The organism is Secundilactobacillus silagincola (assembly GCF_002583405.1).
Classification (GTDB): domain Bacteria; phylum Bacillota; class Bacilli; order Lactobacillales; family Lactobacillaceae; genus Secundilactobacillus; species Secundilactobacillus silagincola.
In genome coordinates this window covers 219,224-236,201 of record NZ_BCMJ01000002.1, presented here as the reverse complement: position 1 = coordinate 236,201, position 16,978 = coordinate 219,224, and the positions used below count along the sequence as shown (strand labels likewise).

15 protein-coding genes and 1 riboswitch are annotated in these 16,978 nt (G+C 43.5%); of the genes, 6 read left to right on the top strand and 9 right to left on the bottom strand.

Translation table 11 applies throughout. The features are described from left to right. Positions 1-4: 4 nt before the first annotated feature. Positions 5-2,140, top strand: coding sequence for an LTA synthase family protein (locus CES82_RS02960; RefSeq protein WP_180245651.1), 2,136 nt, complete (start codon positions 5-7; stop codon positions 2,138-2,140). A 238-nt stretch (positions 2,141-2,378) separates the two neighbouring features. Here the strand turns inward: CES82_RS02960 and CES82_RS02955 are convergent, their stop codons facing one another. The 3 genes from CES82_RS02955 to CES82_RS02945 all read right to left on the bottom strand — a co-directional run bounded on the left by CES82_RS02955 (position 2,379) and on the right by CES82_RS02945 (position 5,771). Further along, positions 2,379-3,371: an NAD(P)/FAD-dependent oxidoreductase gene (locus tag CES82_RS02955; protein WP_098823836.1), complete on the bottom strand. Its 993-nt coding sequence runs from the start codon at positions 3,369-3,371 to the stop codon at positions 2,379-2,381. Between the two features lie 21 nt (positions 3,372-3,392). Further along, positions 3,393-4,412, bottom strand: coding sequence for a PrsW family intramembrane metalloprotease (locus CES82_RS02950; RefSeq protein WP_098823835.1), 1,020 nt, complete (start codon positions 4,410-4,412; stop codon positions 3,393-3,395). A gap of 150 nt (positions 4,413-4,562) precedes the next feature. Further along, a complete protein-coding gene (locus tag CES82_RS02945; protein WP_225364826.1) occupies positions 4,563-5,771 on the bottom strand; it encodes an RNA-guided endonuclease InsQ/TnpB family protein in 1,209 nt (402 codons plus the stop codon). A 483-nt stretch (positions 5,772-6,254) separates the two neighbouring features. On the opposite strand from CES82_RS02945, the gene CES82_RS02940 reads away from it, so the two are divergent. Beyond that, positions 6,255-7,214, top strand: coding sequence for a nucleoside hydrolase (locus CES82_RS02940; protein ID WP_098823834.1), 960 nt, complete (start codon positions 6,255-6,257; stop codon positions 7,212-7,214). Positions 7,215-7,488: 274 nt separating this feature from the next. Here CES82_RS02940 and CES82_RS02935 read toward each other — a convergent pair whose 3' ends face one another. The 6 genes from CES82_RS02935 to pyrF form a co-directional block, all read right to left on the bottom strand. Continuing rightward, positions 7,489-8,838 (bottom strand): dihydrolipoyl dehydrogenase family protein, encoded by a 1,350-nt coding sequence (locus CES82_RS02935; protein WP_098824010.1) that lies wholly within the window; start codon positions 8,836-8,838, stop codon positions 7,489-7,491. A gap of 56 nt (positions 8,839-8,894) precedes the next feature. Further along, a complete protein-coding gene (locus CES82_RS02930) occupies positions 8,895-9,320 on the bottom strand; it encodes a MarR family winged helix-turn-helix transcriptional regulator (RefSeq protein ID WP_098823833.1) in 426 nt (141 codons plus the stop codon). A gap of 167 nt (positions 9,321-9,487) precedes the next feature. After that, the gene (locus tag CES82_RS02925; RefSeq protein ID WP_098823832.1) at positions 9,488-10,288 is read right to left on the bottom strand and encodes a Cof-type HAD-IIB family hydrolase; all 801 of its coding nucleotides are present in this window, start codon (positions 10,286-10,288) and stop codon (positions 9,488-9,490) included. A 53-nt stretch (positions 10,289-10,341) separates the two neighbouring features. Further along, the gene (locus CES82_RS02920; protein WP_098823831.1) at positions 10,342-11,148 is read right to left on the bottom strand and encodes a Cof-type HAD-IIB family hydrolase; all 807 of its coding nucleotides are present in this window, start codon (positions 11,146-11,148) and stop codon (positions 10,342-10,344) included. A 15-nt stretch (positions 11,149-11,163) separates the two neighbouring features. Beyond that, positions 11,164-11,808 (bottom strand): orotate phosphoribosyltransferase, encoded by a 645-nt coding sequence (pyrE, locus tag CES82_RS02915; protein ID WP_098823830.1) that lies wholly within the window; start codon positions 11,806-11,808, stop codon positions 11,164-11,166. A 2-nt stretch (positions 11,809-11,810) separates the two neighbouring features. Further along, complete coding sequence (pyrF, locus tag CES82_RS02910; protein ID WP_098823829.1) at positions 11,811-12,521, bottom strand: orotidine-5'-phosphate decarboxylase; 711 nt, start codon at positions 12,519-12,521, stop codon at positions 11,811-11,813. Positions 12,522-12,792: 271 nt separating this feature from the next. On the opposite strand from pyrF, the gene CES82_RS02905 reads away from it, so the two are divergent. The 4 genes from CES82_RS02905 to CES82_RS02890 all read left to right on the top strand — a co-directional run bounded on the left by CES82_RS02905 (position 12,793) and on the right by CES82_RS02890 (position 16,952). Beyond that, entirely contained in the window at positions 12,793-14,016 is a 1,224-nt protein-coding gene (locus tag CES82_RS02905; RefSeq protein WP_098823828.1) for an MFS transporter, read from the top strand. A gap of 57 nt (positions 14,017-14,073) precedes the next feature. Continuing rightward, positions 14,074-14,164, top strand: a riboswitch (TPP riboswitch). A gap of 107 nt (positions 14,165-14,271) precedes the next feature. Beyond that, positions 14,272-14,844 carry an ECF transporter S component gene (locus tag CES82_RS02900; RefSeq protein ID WP_098823827.1) on the top strand — a complete coding sequence of 191 codons (573 nt, stop codon included), beginning with the start codon at positions 14,272-14,274 and terminating at the stop codon, positions 14,842-14,844. 15 nt (positions 14,845-14,859) lie between these two features. Beyond that, positions 14,860-16,299 (top strand): ABC transporter ATP-binding protein, encoded by a 1,440-nt coding sequence (locus tag CES82_RS02895; RefSeq protein ID WP_098823826.1) that lies wholly within the window; start codon positions 14,860-14,862, stop codon positions 16,297-16,299. Beyond that, entirely contained in the window at positions 16,296-16,952 is a 657-nt protein-coding gene (locus tag CES82_RS02890) for an energy-coupling factor transporter transmembrane component T family protein (protein ID WP_098823825.1), read from the top strand. The genes CES82_RS02895 and CES82_RS02890 overlap by 4 nt, the downstream gene beginning before the upstream one ends. Positions 16,953-16,978 lie beyond the last annotated feature (26 nt).

The window sequence follows — 16,978 nt, the reverse complement described above, 5'->3', positions numbered from 1 at the left end:
GTTTATCAAGCGCTTATGGCAAAAAACGGACACGCGACTTGGTTTTGCCACCCTGTTGCTGGTCTGTTTTTGGCTAAAAACACTGCTCGCCTACTTCGTTGATTTTCACATCACTCTCAACGATCCGCTGCAGGTGATTTTATACATCTTAAACCCGATTCCAACTGCAATTATTTTCTACAGCCTGGCGCTTTACATTAAGCGTACCCGGCTGTTTTATACGTCAATCATTGTATTGGATATCTTAAATACCGTGTTACTCTACCTAAACGTGATTTACTACCGCGAGTTTACAGACTTTATGACTGTCTCTACCATGTTGGGATATAACAAAGTCAACCAGGGGCTTAGCGGCAGTTCGATTGCCCTCACAAACTTTCACGATATTTTCTTCTGGCTAGATTTAGTTGTCATCGTTATTTTACTGTTCACCAGAAGAATTAAAACTGACGATCAAAAGCTAAACTGGCGTGCGGGATTCGCCGTCACGTCACTTGGCTTCTTAGCCTTTGGATTGACCATGGCAGTCAGTGAAATGAACCGGCCACAGTTGATTACCAAGACCTTTGATCGCTCTTACGTGGTCAAATATCTCGGCTTAGACACCTTTACCCTCTATGATGGGATGAAGACTCAGCACAACAGTGATGTCCGTGCTACGGCCAAAAAATCAGAGCTAACTGATATTTTAAAGTTTGTCCATAAACATTACGCTAAACCTAACCAGGCTTACTATGGTAAGGCCAAGGGTAAAAACGTCATTGTGATTCACTTGGAAAGTTTCCAGCAGTTCATGATCGATAAAAAAGTCGATGGTAGAGAAGTAACACCGTTTTTAAACAAGCTCTACCATAGTCAGTCAACCTACGCTTTTGACAACTTCTTCCATCAAGTTGGTCAAGGTAAGACCAGTGATGCCGAGAACATGTTGGAAACCAGCACTTATGGTTTACCTCAAGGATCATTGTTTGCACAGCTTGGCAGCGACAATACGTTCCAGGGTGCCCCATCGATTCTCAAACAAAAAGCGGGTTACTCCACCGCCGTGTTCCACGGTAACGTGGCCAGTTTCTGGAACCGAAATAACACTTATAAAAATCTCGGTTATCAGTATTTCTTTGATGCCAGTTACTACGATACTTCTGGTGATAAATCACTTGGATTTGGTTTGAAGGACAAGTTGCTCTTCAACGACTCCGTGAAGTACCTACAACGCTTGCAACAGCCCTTTTACGTGAAGTATCTCACCGTAACTAACCACTTCCCGTTCTCCCTTGATAAAGAAGACCAAGACGATGGGTTCAAGGCACCCGATACTGGTGATAAGGCCGTTGATAACTACTTCAAGACCGCTCATTACTTGGACGAGTCCATCAAGGAATTTTACAGTTACCTGCACAAAACCGGACTGGATAAAAAGAGTATGATCGTCTTATACGGTGACCATTACGGGATTTCTAATTCTGAAAATACCAGCTTGGCGAAGGCACTAGGCAAAAATCCAAGCGATTGGAACGACTTTGATAACGCTCAGCTTCAACGTGTGCCGTTAATGTTCAATATGCCTGGTACCAAAGGTGGTTACATTAACCATACGTATGGTGGCGAAATCGACGTCTTGCCAACCCTGTTACATTTATTAGGAATTAGCACCAAGCAGTACATCCAATTTGGGACTGATTTATTCTCAAAGGAACATGATACAGTGGTGGCCTTCAGAAATGAAGATTGGGTCAGTGACCGCTATACTTGCTTATCGGGCACTGTCTACGACAATAAAACAGGTCAAGAACTTCATCCGAATAAGAAACTGCAAGCCAAGATCAAGAAGATGCAAGCCAAAGTCAAACTCGAACTTAGCCTGTCAGATTCGCTTAACCAAAAGAACCTGCTGCGTTTCTATCATCCTAAGGGACTCAAAGCAGTTAACCCAGCAAAGTACAACTATGCCAACGGTTTAAGTAAGGAAATCAATATTGAACATCGCTTAAAGGGTAAGTCTACCAGTCTCTTCAGTGAGAATGGCAATAAATCGACCCAATCAGACTACAAGACAAATGCACCAGAATTAAATCATAAGTCAACGGATACCAACCGAATTAAGATTACGAATCCGGACGCAAACAGTGGTGATAAGTAACGTTTAATCTGGACGTCATCTATGTAATTTAACGCAAATAAAGCCCATTCCAAGTTCGCCGGAATGGGCTTTATTTGCGTTAAATTCTGGAATTTTCGAACATTTCCCTAAGCGTGTTCAAACAAGCAAAGAGTTATGTATAAGGGCTCAAAACAGAAATTGCCTAAAGTTCAAGGCAATTTCTGTTTTGAGCCCTTATACGCCACCCTTTAAACGCTTGTTTTCACACTCTCTCGCTTTACTTTTGCTTAATAATCGATGAAGAATGCATCGGTCCACGACGGTCCGGATACAGCTTAGCCATGATTGCGTTAACCGCGATTGGCGCTTCACCATAAGCGGTGGCAATCAACGCCTGCTTACCTGGATACGTCACACTGTCTCCGATGGCGTAAATACCGGGCACACTAGTTTCCATTTGTGTGTTAACTTTAAACAGCCGGTGATCCGTTTCAAGATCAATATCCCAGCCGTCCACTGTTTTATGGTCGGAAGTGAAGCCATAGCTGACGATCACATCATCGACTTCAAAGGTTTCGGTTTCATCGTCTGAACGCATCTTTTTAACGGTGACCAACATCCCATTATCAGTCTTTTCAATGGTTTTGATCATGTATGGCGTTTGAACATCGACCGTTGAAGCTTTAACCTGAGCAACCGTGTGCTCCAGCGCCCTGAATTCGTTTCGCCGGTGAACTAAATGAACGCTTTTCGCCACTGGCTCTAACATTAGTGCTTCATCCAAAGCAGAGTCGCCCCCACCCGCAATCAGCACGCGATGTCCCTTAAAATGAGCTAAATCAGTAACAGCGTAGAACAGACTCTTACCTTCAAATTCCTTCACATTATCAATTGCTAAGGGACGTGGCGCGAAAGAACCATTTCCAACCGCGATTAAAACGTTTTTCGAATGGGTCACTTCACTAGGTGTTGTCACCGTAAAACCATCCGCCGTTTTCTCAATGTTAGTGACGGTTTGTTCCGTCTTAACATCGATTGGAAACTGTTTAAATTGTTCGACCTGCTGATCAATCAAATGCTGCGCTTGAATATTGGGTATCCCAGCAACATCCAAGATTCGCTTTTCCGGATACAAGGCACTGACCTGACCGCCCAAAACGGGTAAGCTTTCAATCAGTTGTGCAGATGCCTCACGTAAACCTGCGTAAAATCCGGCGAAAATGCCGGCGGGACCTCCGCCAATAATTGTTAAATCATACTGTTTATCCAACTTCGACACTCCTCTAAACGTTTAATTAATAATGCGCTGTCCCTGCAAGGTACGCACTTCTCGTAACCCCGCATCGATCAGGACAAAAATGGCAATCCAACCCACAATGATAATCAGCCATTTCTGAATATCAAAAGCGGATAGGAACGGTGTTGGCGCTTGCCAGTCCCACCCCGCATGAAGTAAAACCGCTAGCACGTAAAAGCGCAAAAATTTTGGTCGCACCATTGTTTTACCCTTCACTGGCTTATGACGACCCTTGGCTAGAATAATTGCAGCCCCAATAATCGCCGACCAAATGGTGTGGGTGCCAATGGCCTGCCAACTCCGTACAAACAAGGTGACTAAGCCAAATTCACCGGTGTAACCCGAAGTTTCAAAAACCGCAAATCCCGCACCGACACAAGCACCGATTAGCATGCCGTTAAAGATATAATTCACTCGGAAACTATTGATAAAGTAGCCGATAATCAGTAATTTACCCGTTTCTTCAATGAATCCAATCGTTAGCGCAGAGACTAAATCCACCCCGTTACCTGAAGGAATCAGTTGATACAGGACCATGGTTGCAATCAACGAAGCAATCCCGCCAATCAAAAAAACTTCGGTAGCCTGAAACACGGAAATATTTTTATAAACATTAATTTCAAAAAACATAATAGCTAGTGAAAACGGTACGGCTAGTGAGCCAATAAAAACCATCCCGGGAACGGCTTTATCACTATGAAAAACAAGAAATAGCAGCGTCAGTAAGGCAAAACTTAGGCCCAACAACGCTAATACCCGGGAGAAAAGCCAGGGTTTAACTGGAGCTGATGAAACCTCGGATAAACTTGGGGTCGTGGTCTTAGTACCCACAATGAATAATGCGTCCCCTTCATCCTTATTATGCCGCTTAAAAACCTCTGAAAACATTTGGAATAAATGAATTTCGACGGCTGTGTCATCTCCGGTCCACTCGTTAAGTTCCTTGGTCGCATCATCCAGGAGGTTTTCTTTGCGCCTTTTTTTAATTTGTTCTTCCGTTAAATTCTGAGTCATTATTACCTGCTACTGATAACTGATAAAAAGTTATAGATTATTCTTGTTTCTCCCTATCCTGCCTCGCATGAAACTCACTACTGCAGTTGATATGATAGTCCACAAGCGTTAATTCCCAGCTAGCCACCGGTACGTACTTTGAAGCCTGTGTTAGTAGGCTAATTCAAAGTTTTCAGTATCCCTGATGTTTAAGGCCGCATTAATATCTCGATCTGCAGTATAACAACATTTAGGACATTGATAGGTTCGCTCACTTAGCTTTAAATCAACTTTTTTATAGCCACATTGATGGCATAACTTAGAAGTTGGTTCAAACCGGCCAGTTAAGTGTACCGGAATGCTTAGTTGTTGGCATTTAGCGATTAATTTGATTCTAAAGTTGTAGAATCCTTGGTAACTGACCGCTTTAGCTAAATGCCGATTCTTCATCATACCTTTAACATTCAAGTCTTCTAAGGCTACCCACTGCGGTTTGGTTCTCACCACAGCAGCAATAATCTTATTTTGATAATCCGACTGAATGTTGGTCAATCGTTGATACAAGCGTTGCACTTTCCGCTGAGTTTTCGCTAGATTTAAATCAGTAGCAGATTTTCCTTCTTTCTGTCTTCTAGCTTTCAGTGCTTCATACTGGCAGGATAACTTTCTTTGCAGCCGTCGCAGACGTTTTCTGATACGTCTTACCCGGCTGCTCTTATTCTTATTGGGATACAATGTACCATCGTTTAGAATGGCCAATTCTTTTAGGCCAAGGTCAATGCCAATGGGCTCACCAATCAATTCTAACCTTGGCAATTCGGCTTGTTCCACTAAACAGGTCAGGTAATACCGACCAGCCTTAAATTTAATCCGGCCTTGTTTGATAACGAAGTGCTCTGAGTCTGTGGGAATGTAGCCCAACTCTTTCAAGCGAACCCAGCCAAGTTTCGGTAACTTAATCCGGTGACGCTGACAGGCAATGATTTGCGTTTTATCGTTCTTAACAAAGTAGTAACTGCCCTGACCGCGCTTAAACGAGCGCCAATGTGGGAAACCGCTCAGTTTCTTAAAGAACCGTTTCATAGCCGTGTCAGCATCAATGAAGGCCTGTTTAATTGATTTGGCATATAGATCCTTGATCCACCTGTCATCAGGATTGGCTTCTAGATATTCATGGTTAAACCACTTACTAAAGGCGTAAGCGTTTAAGTAACAATAACCCATTTCGTAACGTTGCCGGTTGATATCCAAAAACAGGTTATAGGCCCAACGACTACCACCAATATGACAATCAATCTGCCAGGCTTGTTTTTCAGTCAGCTTAATTTCGACTTTATAGGTGAGTAACATCTGTTGTTCCGCCTTATTAAATTTAATCACCAGGTGAGGTGTCCCTCATATTATACGGGATGAATTTAGCCTAAAAAGCCTTTTAATGAAATTCATATAAATCACTACTTATAAGCTATCAGCTAATACGGAAAATTTAATTTTTAACTTTAACCTAGTTATATCTTCACCAGCCTTATAAGAATACGGAATAGTATAGAAGCACCACTTTACAAAGATTGATATCCTTTTACAGCAAAATAGTTACTGTTCATTCCTCCAAATTCATGATTTTCACATGGTACTGGACAGAAATATTGTACCACATGTATCCGGTTACCAGTATCGATACAAAATTCTCATCCCGTTTCAATATGTTAATCAGATTCCCATCAGGACGCTATTCGTACCCGAATCTAACCGTAAATTTCTTGTATTTCAATCTTTCTTCACTTATGATTGAAGAGTATAGTGCAGCGCTTTCAACAATAACAAAGAACAACTGGGTATAAGTTGTTCGATGGAGGTTTTCTGATGGCTACAAAAAAAATGATTTTGGATCTGGATACTGGTATTGATGACTCATTGGCTATTGCCTATGCATTGGCCGCACCAGATGTCGATCTAATCGGTATCATTGGTTCATATGGTAACGTCTACGTTAAAGAAGGCGGCATCAACTCACTGAAGATTTTGGAATTGCTGGGTGCCCCCGATGTACCTGTTTATCTCGGCGAAAGTCACTCCCTTACAAGTGATCACTTCGACCGGATGCAAGTTAGTGCACGAATTCATGGTGAAAACGGGATTGGTCAAGTTGAACTGCCAGAACCTAAGCGCCAATTAGAAACCACTTCTGGTGTTGATTTCTTAATCGATTCCGTTAAAAAATACGGTAAAGATTTAACGTTAGTGCCAACTGGTCCAATGACTAACTTAGCTAAGGCGCTTGAAAAAGCCCCTGAAATTGCCACAGAGATTGGTAACGTCACTTTCATGGGCGGTGCTTTAACCGTTGAAGGTAACGTTAACGCCTATGCAGAAGCTAACATTAACCAAGATGCAGAAGCTGCCAACGCGGTCTTTACCAGCCCAATGCAGCTAACCATGGTCGGTTTGGATGTTACCTTGCGGACACTATTGACTCGTAAAGAAACGTCACAGTGGCGTGAACTTAATACCAAAGCTGGTACTGCCTTTGCTGATATCGTTGACTACTACATTGAAGCCTACGAAGAAACCAACCCTCAAGTACCTGGTTGTGCGTTGCATGATCCCCTTGCCGTTGGTGTGGCACTCGACCCAAGTTTTATTACCACACTGGGACTTAACATGTTTGTTTCCACTGATAAAGAAACTTACGGCCGAACAATTGGCGACCAAGCGCGCTTGGATCAACCAGAAACGAACGTCAACGTTGGTATCAACGTTGATGCGGACCGTTATCTAGCAACCTTCATGAAATATCTAACAGGGCTGTTTGCTAAGAACTAAGCTAAATTAAAGTGAATGTGTGACAAAACTCGGTAGATTCCAGAATTTAACGCAAATAATGCCTATTCCGCGATTTTTTGTGCGGAGTAGGCATTATTTGCGTTAAATGGCAGGAATCTGAGTTTTGGCGCATGATTAGGCTATATTGACACATTGAACCAAAGAACAGGCATCACTAATTTTTGCTGAAAAATTGATTGAAATGCTTGCCAATATAGACTTGTGGCACAATCTCACTTTTTTAATGTTTTTGGAAAATGATTCAGTTTTAATTTTAGTCCTTTGGTAATAATGACCGAAGTAAATCAATCACACCGCTAGTCGCGCTCGGAAAGGCAAAAATCTGTTGATTGAGTTGTCTCTGAGTGAAATGACCGTTAATGATCATGGTGATGAGGTTGATCAAATCATCCGCATCATCTGCGTATACACTGGCACCAACTAGGTAGCCGGTTTTATCGAACACCAACGTTGCTTCGGCACCCAAAGCAAGTTTAAATTCAAAGGCGAGCTGCTTACCAAACGGAACAACTTGAGTGCGATATTCGTCTGGGTTGGCCGTGGCAGTCGCCACACTCACGCCGACTTGAGAAATCCGAGGCATAGTAAAGACCACGCTTGGAATTGCTGGATAGCTGATTGGTTGATCATTGCCTAAAATCACGTCCGCAATGTAGTTCGATTCAAAGGTTGCAGTTGGCGTTAACTTAGGCTGCGTTTTGTCGATCACATCTCCACTGGCGAAGATACTTGCAACACTAGTTTGCAGATGATCATTAACTTTGATACCGCGACGAGAAGCATCGATACCAACATTTTCTAACCCAATGTTTTCCACGTTAGCAATTCGTCCTGTAGCACCAAGAACGTAGTCAGTCTCAATGTTCAAACCATTCTTGGTGGTAACAGTCAGGCCACCTTCAGTTTTAGTCACAGCAGTTACCGCTTCGTTAAAGTGGAAAACAACACCCTGCTGTTCTAACTTAGCCTGCAAACGATCAACGTAGGTCTTTGGAAAGGCCCCAAGTGCACGGTCAGCAAATTCTACGATGTGAACTTCTCGACCCATGGTAGCAGCCATTGCGGCAAACTCCATAGCAATCACACCTGAGCCAATGAAGGTCAATCGCTTTGGCATGTCAGGAATGTCTAAAAACTCGCGGGAATCGTGAACGTATTCTTTTCCTTCGATATCTAAAGTAGCAGGACGCTGACCCGTTCCAATAACGATATAGTCTGTCTTATAAGTCTCGCCTGCAACCATAACTGTGTGAGCATCAGTGATCACGCCAGAACCTTTGAGCATGGTAATTCCCATCTGACCAAATAAACCATCCATAGAAGGTGCAAGTGGATCAATCATTTGATGTTTGTAGGCCATTAATTCTGGCCAGTTGATGGCAGGTGTTTCTTTAACGCCATTGCCCTTAAACCGGTTTAACTGTTCAACAAGTTGAAACGGCCCGTCCAAAGCAATCTTGGCATCGCAACCATAGTTGGTACAAGTTCCGCCAACCATGTCTTTTTCAACAATGGCAACCTTTTTACCAGCTTGTTTCAAAGTAACGGCTGCATGCCAGTTTGCGTGACCAGAACCAATAAAAATAACATCAAAATCCATAATATAAAGCCTCCTAGTTAAATAGTCGTGCACGATTAATTATTGAAAATAAAACCGCCTTACTCGTTAAAAGCGGCGATAAATTTTTGGTTTAAAGCTAACGCTTGCTGATAGTCCTCATAGGACATGTGTCGGCGACCTAAACACGTCGCCAACTCCTCATGAATCGGTTCCTCACTAGCCTTGGCTTTGTCCGTCAAGTTCACAATGAGGCGCCGTTTATCATCAGGCCGAGTGCGACTCACCCAGCCTCGCTGCTCCATCCGTTTCACCAATGGCGTTAAGGTATTTGACTTCAAATGCAGAACCTCACCTAAATCACGGAGTTCCTGATGGTCATTTTCCCACAGCGCCGTCAAAAGTAAATACTGCGAATAAGTTAACTTATACGGTGCCAGCGCTTCTTGGTAAAATTTGTTAAACAAGCGATTGACATTATACGTGCTGAAACAAAGTTGATCAGCAATATGAACGTGCGTTGTCATGGGTAAGCCTCCTCAATCAATCGTGTGCGATTGAAATAAATAATAACACTGAATTGAAGTGCAAGCAAGCTAAATTTTCCATCCAACAGTTACCACTCAACTCCAGTGGCATAAAAAAAGCCCCTGATTCTCTATTGAAAATCAAGAGCTACACTATTTATAAATGGCTAGTTAAGTTTAAAATATTGATCAACGAATTCCGCGACACCGTCTTCTTCGTTAGTTCCAGTGTGGTAGTTAGTCAACGCCGTAATTTCAGGAATCGCATTCGCCATGGCCACACCCACAGACGCTGCCTTTAGCATACCAGCATCGTTTTCAGCATCACCAAAAGCCATGAGGTTACTTTCATCCCAGCCGAAATGTTGCAAGAGTGCATGCAGACCAACGGATTTGTCAGTTGTTGAACTCAAAAACTCTAAAATATGCGGTTGTGACCGCGCAATATGATACTTTTCATGAAGTTCTGGTGTCAACGTGGCAATCATTTGATCCAACTCTTCCGGCTTTTGAGCAGCAACAACTTTCGCATATAAGTGATCAGGCAGCTCATCAAACGTCATGGGGGCAAACTTGATGCCGCCACCCAACGTGTAAATTGACTTCACTAAATCCGTGACCGGATAAACCTGGTCAAAATCCAGAATATCCATCGGAAACCCGTTAGCCTTACAAAAATCATGCAGTGGCACTAAGTCAGTCTTGGTGAGCCCCTGCTTAGCCAAAACCTCGCGACTAGTATTATTAATCACCAGCGCACCATTAAAGGTAATCGTATAATCATCGGCACCCGTTAAGCCAAGCTGTTCAATATAGTGCCAAATAGCGTTGATTGGGCGTCCCGTACATAAAACAACCTTAACACCAGTTGCCGTTAATTTCTTCAAAGCCAGTTCGTTGACCTGACTAATTTTTTTATCGTTAGTGAGTAATGTATTATCCAAATCTAGTGCTACTAATTTAATCATTTTATCCACCTCGTCGATTTCTTCACAATAGTTTCAGTATAACCCATTTCAATCTATTTGAGAAAATCATCAATCACAGCGAGGACGCCGCTATCATTGTTCGTCAGCGGTGTGATTAAATTCACCTGTTTTTTGACAGACTCTGGCGCATTTTTCATCACATAGCCATACTTAGCCTGCTGCAGCATTTCCAAATCGTTGCCGCTATCGCCAAACGCGAGTGTTTCATCACGGCTGATCTGCCATTGCTGCTGCAGTTTGCCTAAGCCATACGCCTTATTCACATGGGGAAGGATCACGTCAATGCCACCAAACCCACTAGAAGTTGCTCGTAGTTTACCCGCAAAGGTCTCATTAACCAATACTTCCTGAGCTGAAACGTCAAAAGCAGGCCACGTAATATCAACTTTATAAATATCATCATTCACTTCGGCTAGATCCATAACGTGGGTTAAATTGCCATAAAAATAACTGGACTTTTTAAACCGTTTAGCTGAAGCCAGCATTTCAGTCCAAGCCGCTTGTCGACCAGACAGTAGCACCCATGCATGTTTAAATAGTGGTTGAGTTCGCATCCATTCTAGGAATTCGAGTAGTACAGCACGTGGAATCACATCTTCGCTGATAGTCTGTTCATTTGAGACAATGTGCGCCCCATCTTCAGCTAAGTAGGTAATTTCTCCGGTTAATCCTTGAAAATACTGGGGTAAATGCGGGTACTGATTACCGCTGGCCACCACAAACCGGACATTTTTTTGCTTCATCTTTGTTAATAGTCTTTGAAACCGTGCGTGATCATAATCATTTTGATCATTTAAAAAGGTGCCATCCATGTCAGTAGCAATTAATTTGATGGACATGCCGCGTCATCTCCGTTACTTAGATTCTGCTGGTAACCAGTGCCACGGGTCCTGTCGCCATTGCTGCAACGAATTCAGTTCTGCTTGATCAATGTCGTGGTTTTCGTTAGCCAACTGGATCAGCGTACTGTAATTAGTCAGTGTATGCAAGGACAATTCAGCTTTCGCAAAGTTCTCCGCGCTATCCGGTAATTCATAAGAAAAGATACCGAGGACTCCTAACACTTCTGCACCTGACCGTTGGACCGCTTTAGCAGCACCTAACACACTGCCACCGGTTGAAATCAAATCATCAATCAGAACTACTTTATCGGTTGGCAAGATTTGCCCTTCAATTTGCTGACCCGTTCCATGATCCTTGGGCTTTGACCGAACGTAGCTCATGGGCAGTTCAAGTTTGTCGGCAACGATTGCAGCGTGAGGAATACCGGCAGTTGCTACACCAGCAATCACGGTTGCATCAGAAAAGTTACTCTTGATGTAATCGGCAAGTCCTTCTGCAATGTGTGTCCGAACGGCTGGAAAGGCAATCGTCCGGCGGTTATCAGTGTAGATTGGTGCCTGAATCCCGCTGGCCCAAGTAAACGGTTCTTTAGGCGATAACGTTACAGCATTGATTTCTAAAAGATCTTGTGCAATTTGACGTGCAATTTCAGTCATGATTATAGCTCCCATTCTTTGGCAATTTTTTGATAAGCAACGACTGGATCATCCGCTTGAGTGATTGAACGACCAACTACCAGACCATCACTGCCAAGTTCAGCAGCCTGAGCTGGCGTTACCACCCGTTTTTGATCGTCTGCACTATCAGTAGCTAAACGAATCCCAGGATTAATGCACAAAAATTCATCACTGGTCGAACGGTGGATCATGGGATCTTCAAGGGCTGATGAAATAACGCCATCCGCACCGCTAGCTTCTGCCAATTGGGCATAGTGCCGTACCGATTCCGTTAAGCTGGCATTGACCAGCTGTTCGGTCCGCATCTGCTCTTCAGAGGTTGAAGTCAGCTGCGTAATGGCGAGTAATTTAGCGGGCTTTACGCCAGCTTTTTGACTGCCACGCAAAAGTCCCTTCTTCGCCCTGCTGATCATCTCAGCACCGCCAGCCGCGTGAACCGTAACCATGGAAACCTCCTGCTGGCCTAACTGATACATGGCCTGCTCAACGGTGTTAGGAATATCATACAGCTTCAAATCAAGGAAAACTTGAATCCCACGCTTACGTAATTCCAATAAAATCTTCGGTCCCTCAAAATAAAAGAGTTCCATGCCAACTTTCACAAATAATTGATCTTGGTGGTCAAATCGATCAAGAAAATTGAATACCTGATTTCGATCTTCAAAGTCTAACGCAATAATGATGGGGCGCATTTCGTTCTCCTTTCTACACACAAAAAACCGTTTAGCTCGAGCGCTAAACGGTTCACTGGTTCCATCAAGAAGATGGACTTCTTCCGTAAACTTGTTAGTCTCACTGGGCTAAGTTAAAGATATCTTGCTTTGAGTTTACATCAGCCAGCTAGTGACCGTCAAGAAGTACTTGTATTCATCAATAAACTATGTCACAATACCAGCGACGGTTAGATCCGTAACCGCAAAAATAACAAGTGCCAGTGAGCACTTATTTTGGAGGAAACTGAATATGGAAACTACTGCACAACACCACGCACTAAGCAAGAACCAAAAGTGGACGATTGCTTCTACCTCGGCGGGATTTGCTTTGGAGAATATGGACGTTTTGTTCCTCTCCTTTGCACTTTCTTCCATCATCGCTGATTTACATATCAACGGTGCTCAGGCAGGGCTGATTTCATCAATCACTAATTTGGGCATGCTAGTGGGCGGTATTTTTTTCGGCGTCATTGCTGACCGTTTCGGACGAGTACGTACTTTCTCCCACACCGTTTTCATTTTTGCTTTTGCCACTGCTGCCATGTACTTCGCTAATAGCATTACCTTAATCTACCTCTGCCGCTTCATCGCCGGTGTCGGTGCTGGTGGTGAATATGGCGTCGGCATTACGCTGATTGCCGAAAACTTCAATCATCATAAGATTGGTAAGATGACTTCAATTGCGGCTATTGGTGGTCAAATTGGTGCGATTTTAGCTGCTATCTCAGCTGCATTCATTATTCCTGCATTCGGCTGGCGTGCACTGTTCCTATTTGGACTGATTCCAGTTGGCTTAACCTACTTCATCCGTCGTCATCTCCACGAAAGCGACGAATTTTTAGCCGCTAAAAAAGCTGAAAAAGATCCCAGCAAACGGGTTCGTATCAGCGCGCTGTTTAAAACACCGAAGCTGGCTTATCAAACCGTTGCACTTAGCGTTATGGTGGTGGTCCAAATTGCCGGCTACTTTGGTTTAATGAACTGGCTGCCTTCCATCATGCAACAGAAATTGCACTTAAGCGTGTCTGGTTCCTCTATTTGGATGATTGCAACAATCGTCGGCATGAGTATTGGGATGATGACATTCGGCAGCATTCTTGATTACTTCGGTCCCCGATTGGCATTTGGTATTTTCCTGATCTGCTCGGCTGTTGCCGTTTTCAGTATCACTCTGGCAGTCAATGAAGTCACTTTACTGATTGCCGGTGCTGTCCTCGGATTCTTCTCAAACGGGATGTTTGGCGGTTACGGTGCCGTGATTTCTCGGCTCTATCCCACTGAAATCCGTTCAACGGCTAATAATGTGATTGTCAACGTTGGCCGGGCGATTGGCGGTTTCTCCAGTGTTGCCATCGGCTTTTTGATGGATCATTACAGTTTAATCGTCGTTATGGGCTTCCTGTCAGTACTCTACATCATTAGTCTGTGCACCATGCTGACAATTCCAAATCTAAAGAAGTTAGGCCGCGCATAACGCTGCGCTAGTTTGCTTGCAAATACTAACTAGTCCGTGTAAACTGAGCATTGTACTAAACGTTATCTGGGGTGCCTTTTGGCTGAGATACCACCCATTGAACCTGATCTGGTTAATACCAGCGAAGGGAGCATAATGCATTTATTTTCTGATAATAAAAGCCAAAAGGAAGAGTCAAAGATAAACGTTTATCTTTGGCTCTTTTTCTGTGGAAACCGTTTAGTAAAACTATACTATATGTGGAGGCTTTTTGTCATGAAATATTCAAATGCTTGGCATTTACGCGACATTATCTTATTAACGTTAATTGCTATTTTCTTCGGGGTAATCTATTGGATCATCGGCCCGTTGTACAACGTGCTAACGGTTGCTCTTACCCCCGTTGGCCTTGGACCAGGCGCCAACGACATTGTCATGGGCATCTGGGTGATGGCTGGTCCATTATCCGGATACGTCTTTAAGAAAGTCGGTTCGGCTACCCTTGGTGAATTCTTGGGGTCTGTGGTTGAAATGTTTCTTGGTGGCCAATGGGGTGCCAGCACGATGATTTCTGGTGTTGTCCAAGGGGTGGCTTCAGAATTAGGCTTCACGTTTACCGGTTACAAACGTTATGACTGGTTCAGCTTGAACCTCAGTGTGCTGACCACCACTATTGTCACCTTTGGTTGGGACATGATTCGTAACGGTTACTCCAAGTACCACATTGGTTTACTAATTGCACTATTCATCATTCGTCTCATCTCAACTTGGATCTTCTCTGGTGTGCTGGTTAAAGCCATTGTTAATCTGCTTGACCGGACACACTTGATGCAAACTCAAACGCGCTAGAATTGAGGTAAACTCATGGCAACGATTTCGGTAAATCACCTATCATTTTCTTATCCGACTGAGGACGGTCAAAAGCCTTTGACTTTGGCCGATATTTCAGCTACTTTTCCTAACGGCGGCTTTTCGCTATTGACGGGGCCTTCTGGTTCCGGTAAGTCCACTCTGATGAAAATTATCAGTGGCCTTTACCCGAAATTTGGCGGACTGATTACAGCCGGAGAAGTCCGGCTAAACGACACCAAAATTAGTGACATACCGGAAACAGATCGTGGTCAGTTAGTTGCAATGATGTTTCAAAATCCAAATCAGCAATTTGCCATGGACACAGTAGAGCGAGAATTAATTTTTGCGCTAGAAAACCAGTGTGTTGCTCCGGCAGATATGATGGCTAGAGTTGACCGTGCACTTGACTACGTTGAAATCAGTCAATTACGTCATCGCCAACTCAATAGCCTCTCAGGTGGCGAAAAACAAAAGGTTGCTTTAGCAGTGATCATCGCCATGCAAGCGGACACTATCTTATTAGATGAACCCTTTGCCAGCGTGGATCCAGTTGCCCGTCAGTTGCTGTTAGCTAAACTTTCAAGACTGCAGCACGAAGAACACAAAACCATTATCATTTCTGATCATGACCTTGAAGACTATGATGCCTATATTGATCATCTCTTTGTGCTGAATGACACCGGTGATTCACTCGTATTACTCAACGACAAAGCAGCACAACAAAAAATGGCTACCTTTAAGCGGCAAGATACCTCTAATCAACAGTTGCTGTTGCCTAAAAAGACTGATGAACCGATTATTTCAGCCAACAACTTAAAGTTGACGGCTGGAACATCGACTTTGCTGACCCAGCCTAAAATTGATTTCTTCCAGCACCATATTACCCTGTTGACTGGCGCCAATGGTACGGGCAAATCAACCTTGCTATTAGCAATTTCAAAACTGCATCAATACAATGGTTCCCTGTTGCTTAACCAAAAAGAAATTGCTAAGATTCGGCCTAATCGCCTTTACCAGCAAGTTGCGCTTGTCTTTCAAGATGCCGATCAGCAATTCTTAAATGTAACGGTATCGGAAGAATTAGCCTTATCCTTAAAAAATAGTCAGGCACCAGCTTATTTTAAGGATCGTATTCCTAAGTTCCTAGAAAAATTACAGTTAACTCAGTTACAAGATCAAGTGGTCTACACGTTAAGCGGCGGTCAAAAGAAAAAACTGCAGATTCTAGAAATGCTGATCATGGCTACTCCGGTCTTGCTGTTCGATGAACCGTTTACCGGACTTGATTTCAGTTCATTGCAGGCCGTTATGACCATCATGAAACAGGTTGCGAAAGATTGTCAGCAAACCATGATCATTGTTAGTCATCAGCTTTTTGGCCTAGATGCCTTAGTTGACTACCATGTGACTCTAGAAAACAAACAATTACAGTATGTGGAGGGATTAGCGTGAACCCGAGTTTAAAATTCTTATTAGCGGTACTGATTGCGCTAGAAATTTCCTTCACTAACACCTGGACAGTCAACCTAGGACTGGCAGTGATCGGTTTGTTGGTCATCCTCAGCAGTCGGCCAAGTCTAAAACGACTTGTGCTGTTGTTCTTTGTCCCTTTAATTCCTGCAGTAGCACTAGCAGTAGCAATTTTATTACAATCCAATGCTGGTATTCATTTTGCCCTAGTTTTGTTCACTCGGATCTACGCTTACGTCTTTGTGGGTTCAGCCGCAACGTTGACCACTTCAGTTGCTGATTTAGTGATGTCTTTGGAACAAAACGCACACATTCCCAGTAAGTTTGCTTACGGCTTCTTAGGGGCCTTCAACTTACTGCCAAAAATTGTGAGCGAAGTTAACGTGATCCGTGCAGCCGGTAATATGCGCGGACAAGCGCTTCACATTTGGTCACCCCAACTGTATTTTAAAGCGATTCTCGCCTCGTTAGACTGGTCAGAAAACTTGGCTGAAGCCATGACTTCTCACGGCTTTTCTGAGGATGCTCCCCGCACATATTTCAAGCAGATTCGCATCCGCTGGTGGGACTGGCTAATCGTCATTGGCAGTCTGGCACTATTGCAAGTTGCGTTATTCGGCTTACATTTGCAATAATATGATTACCCCATTTTACTTAAAAG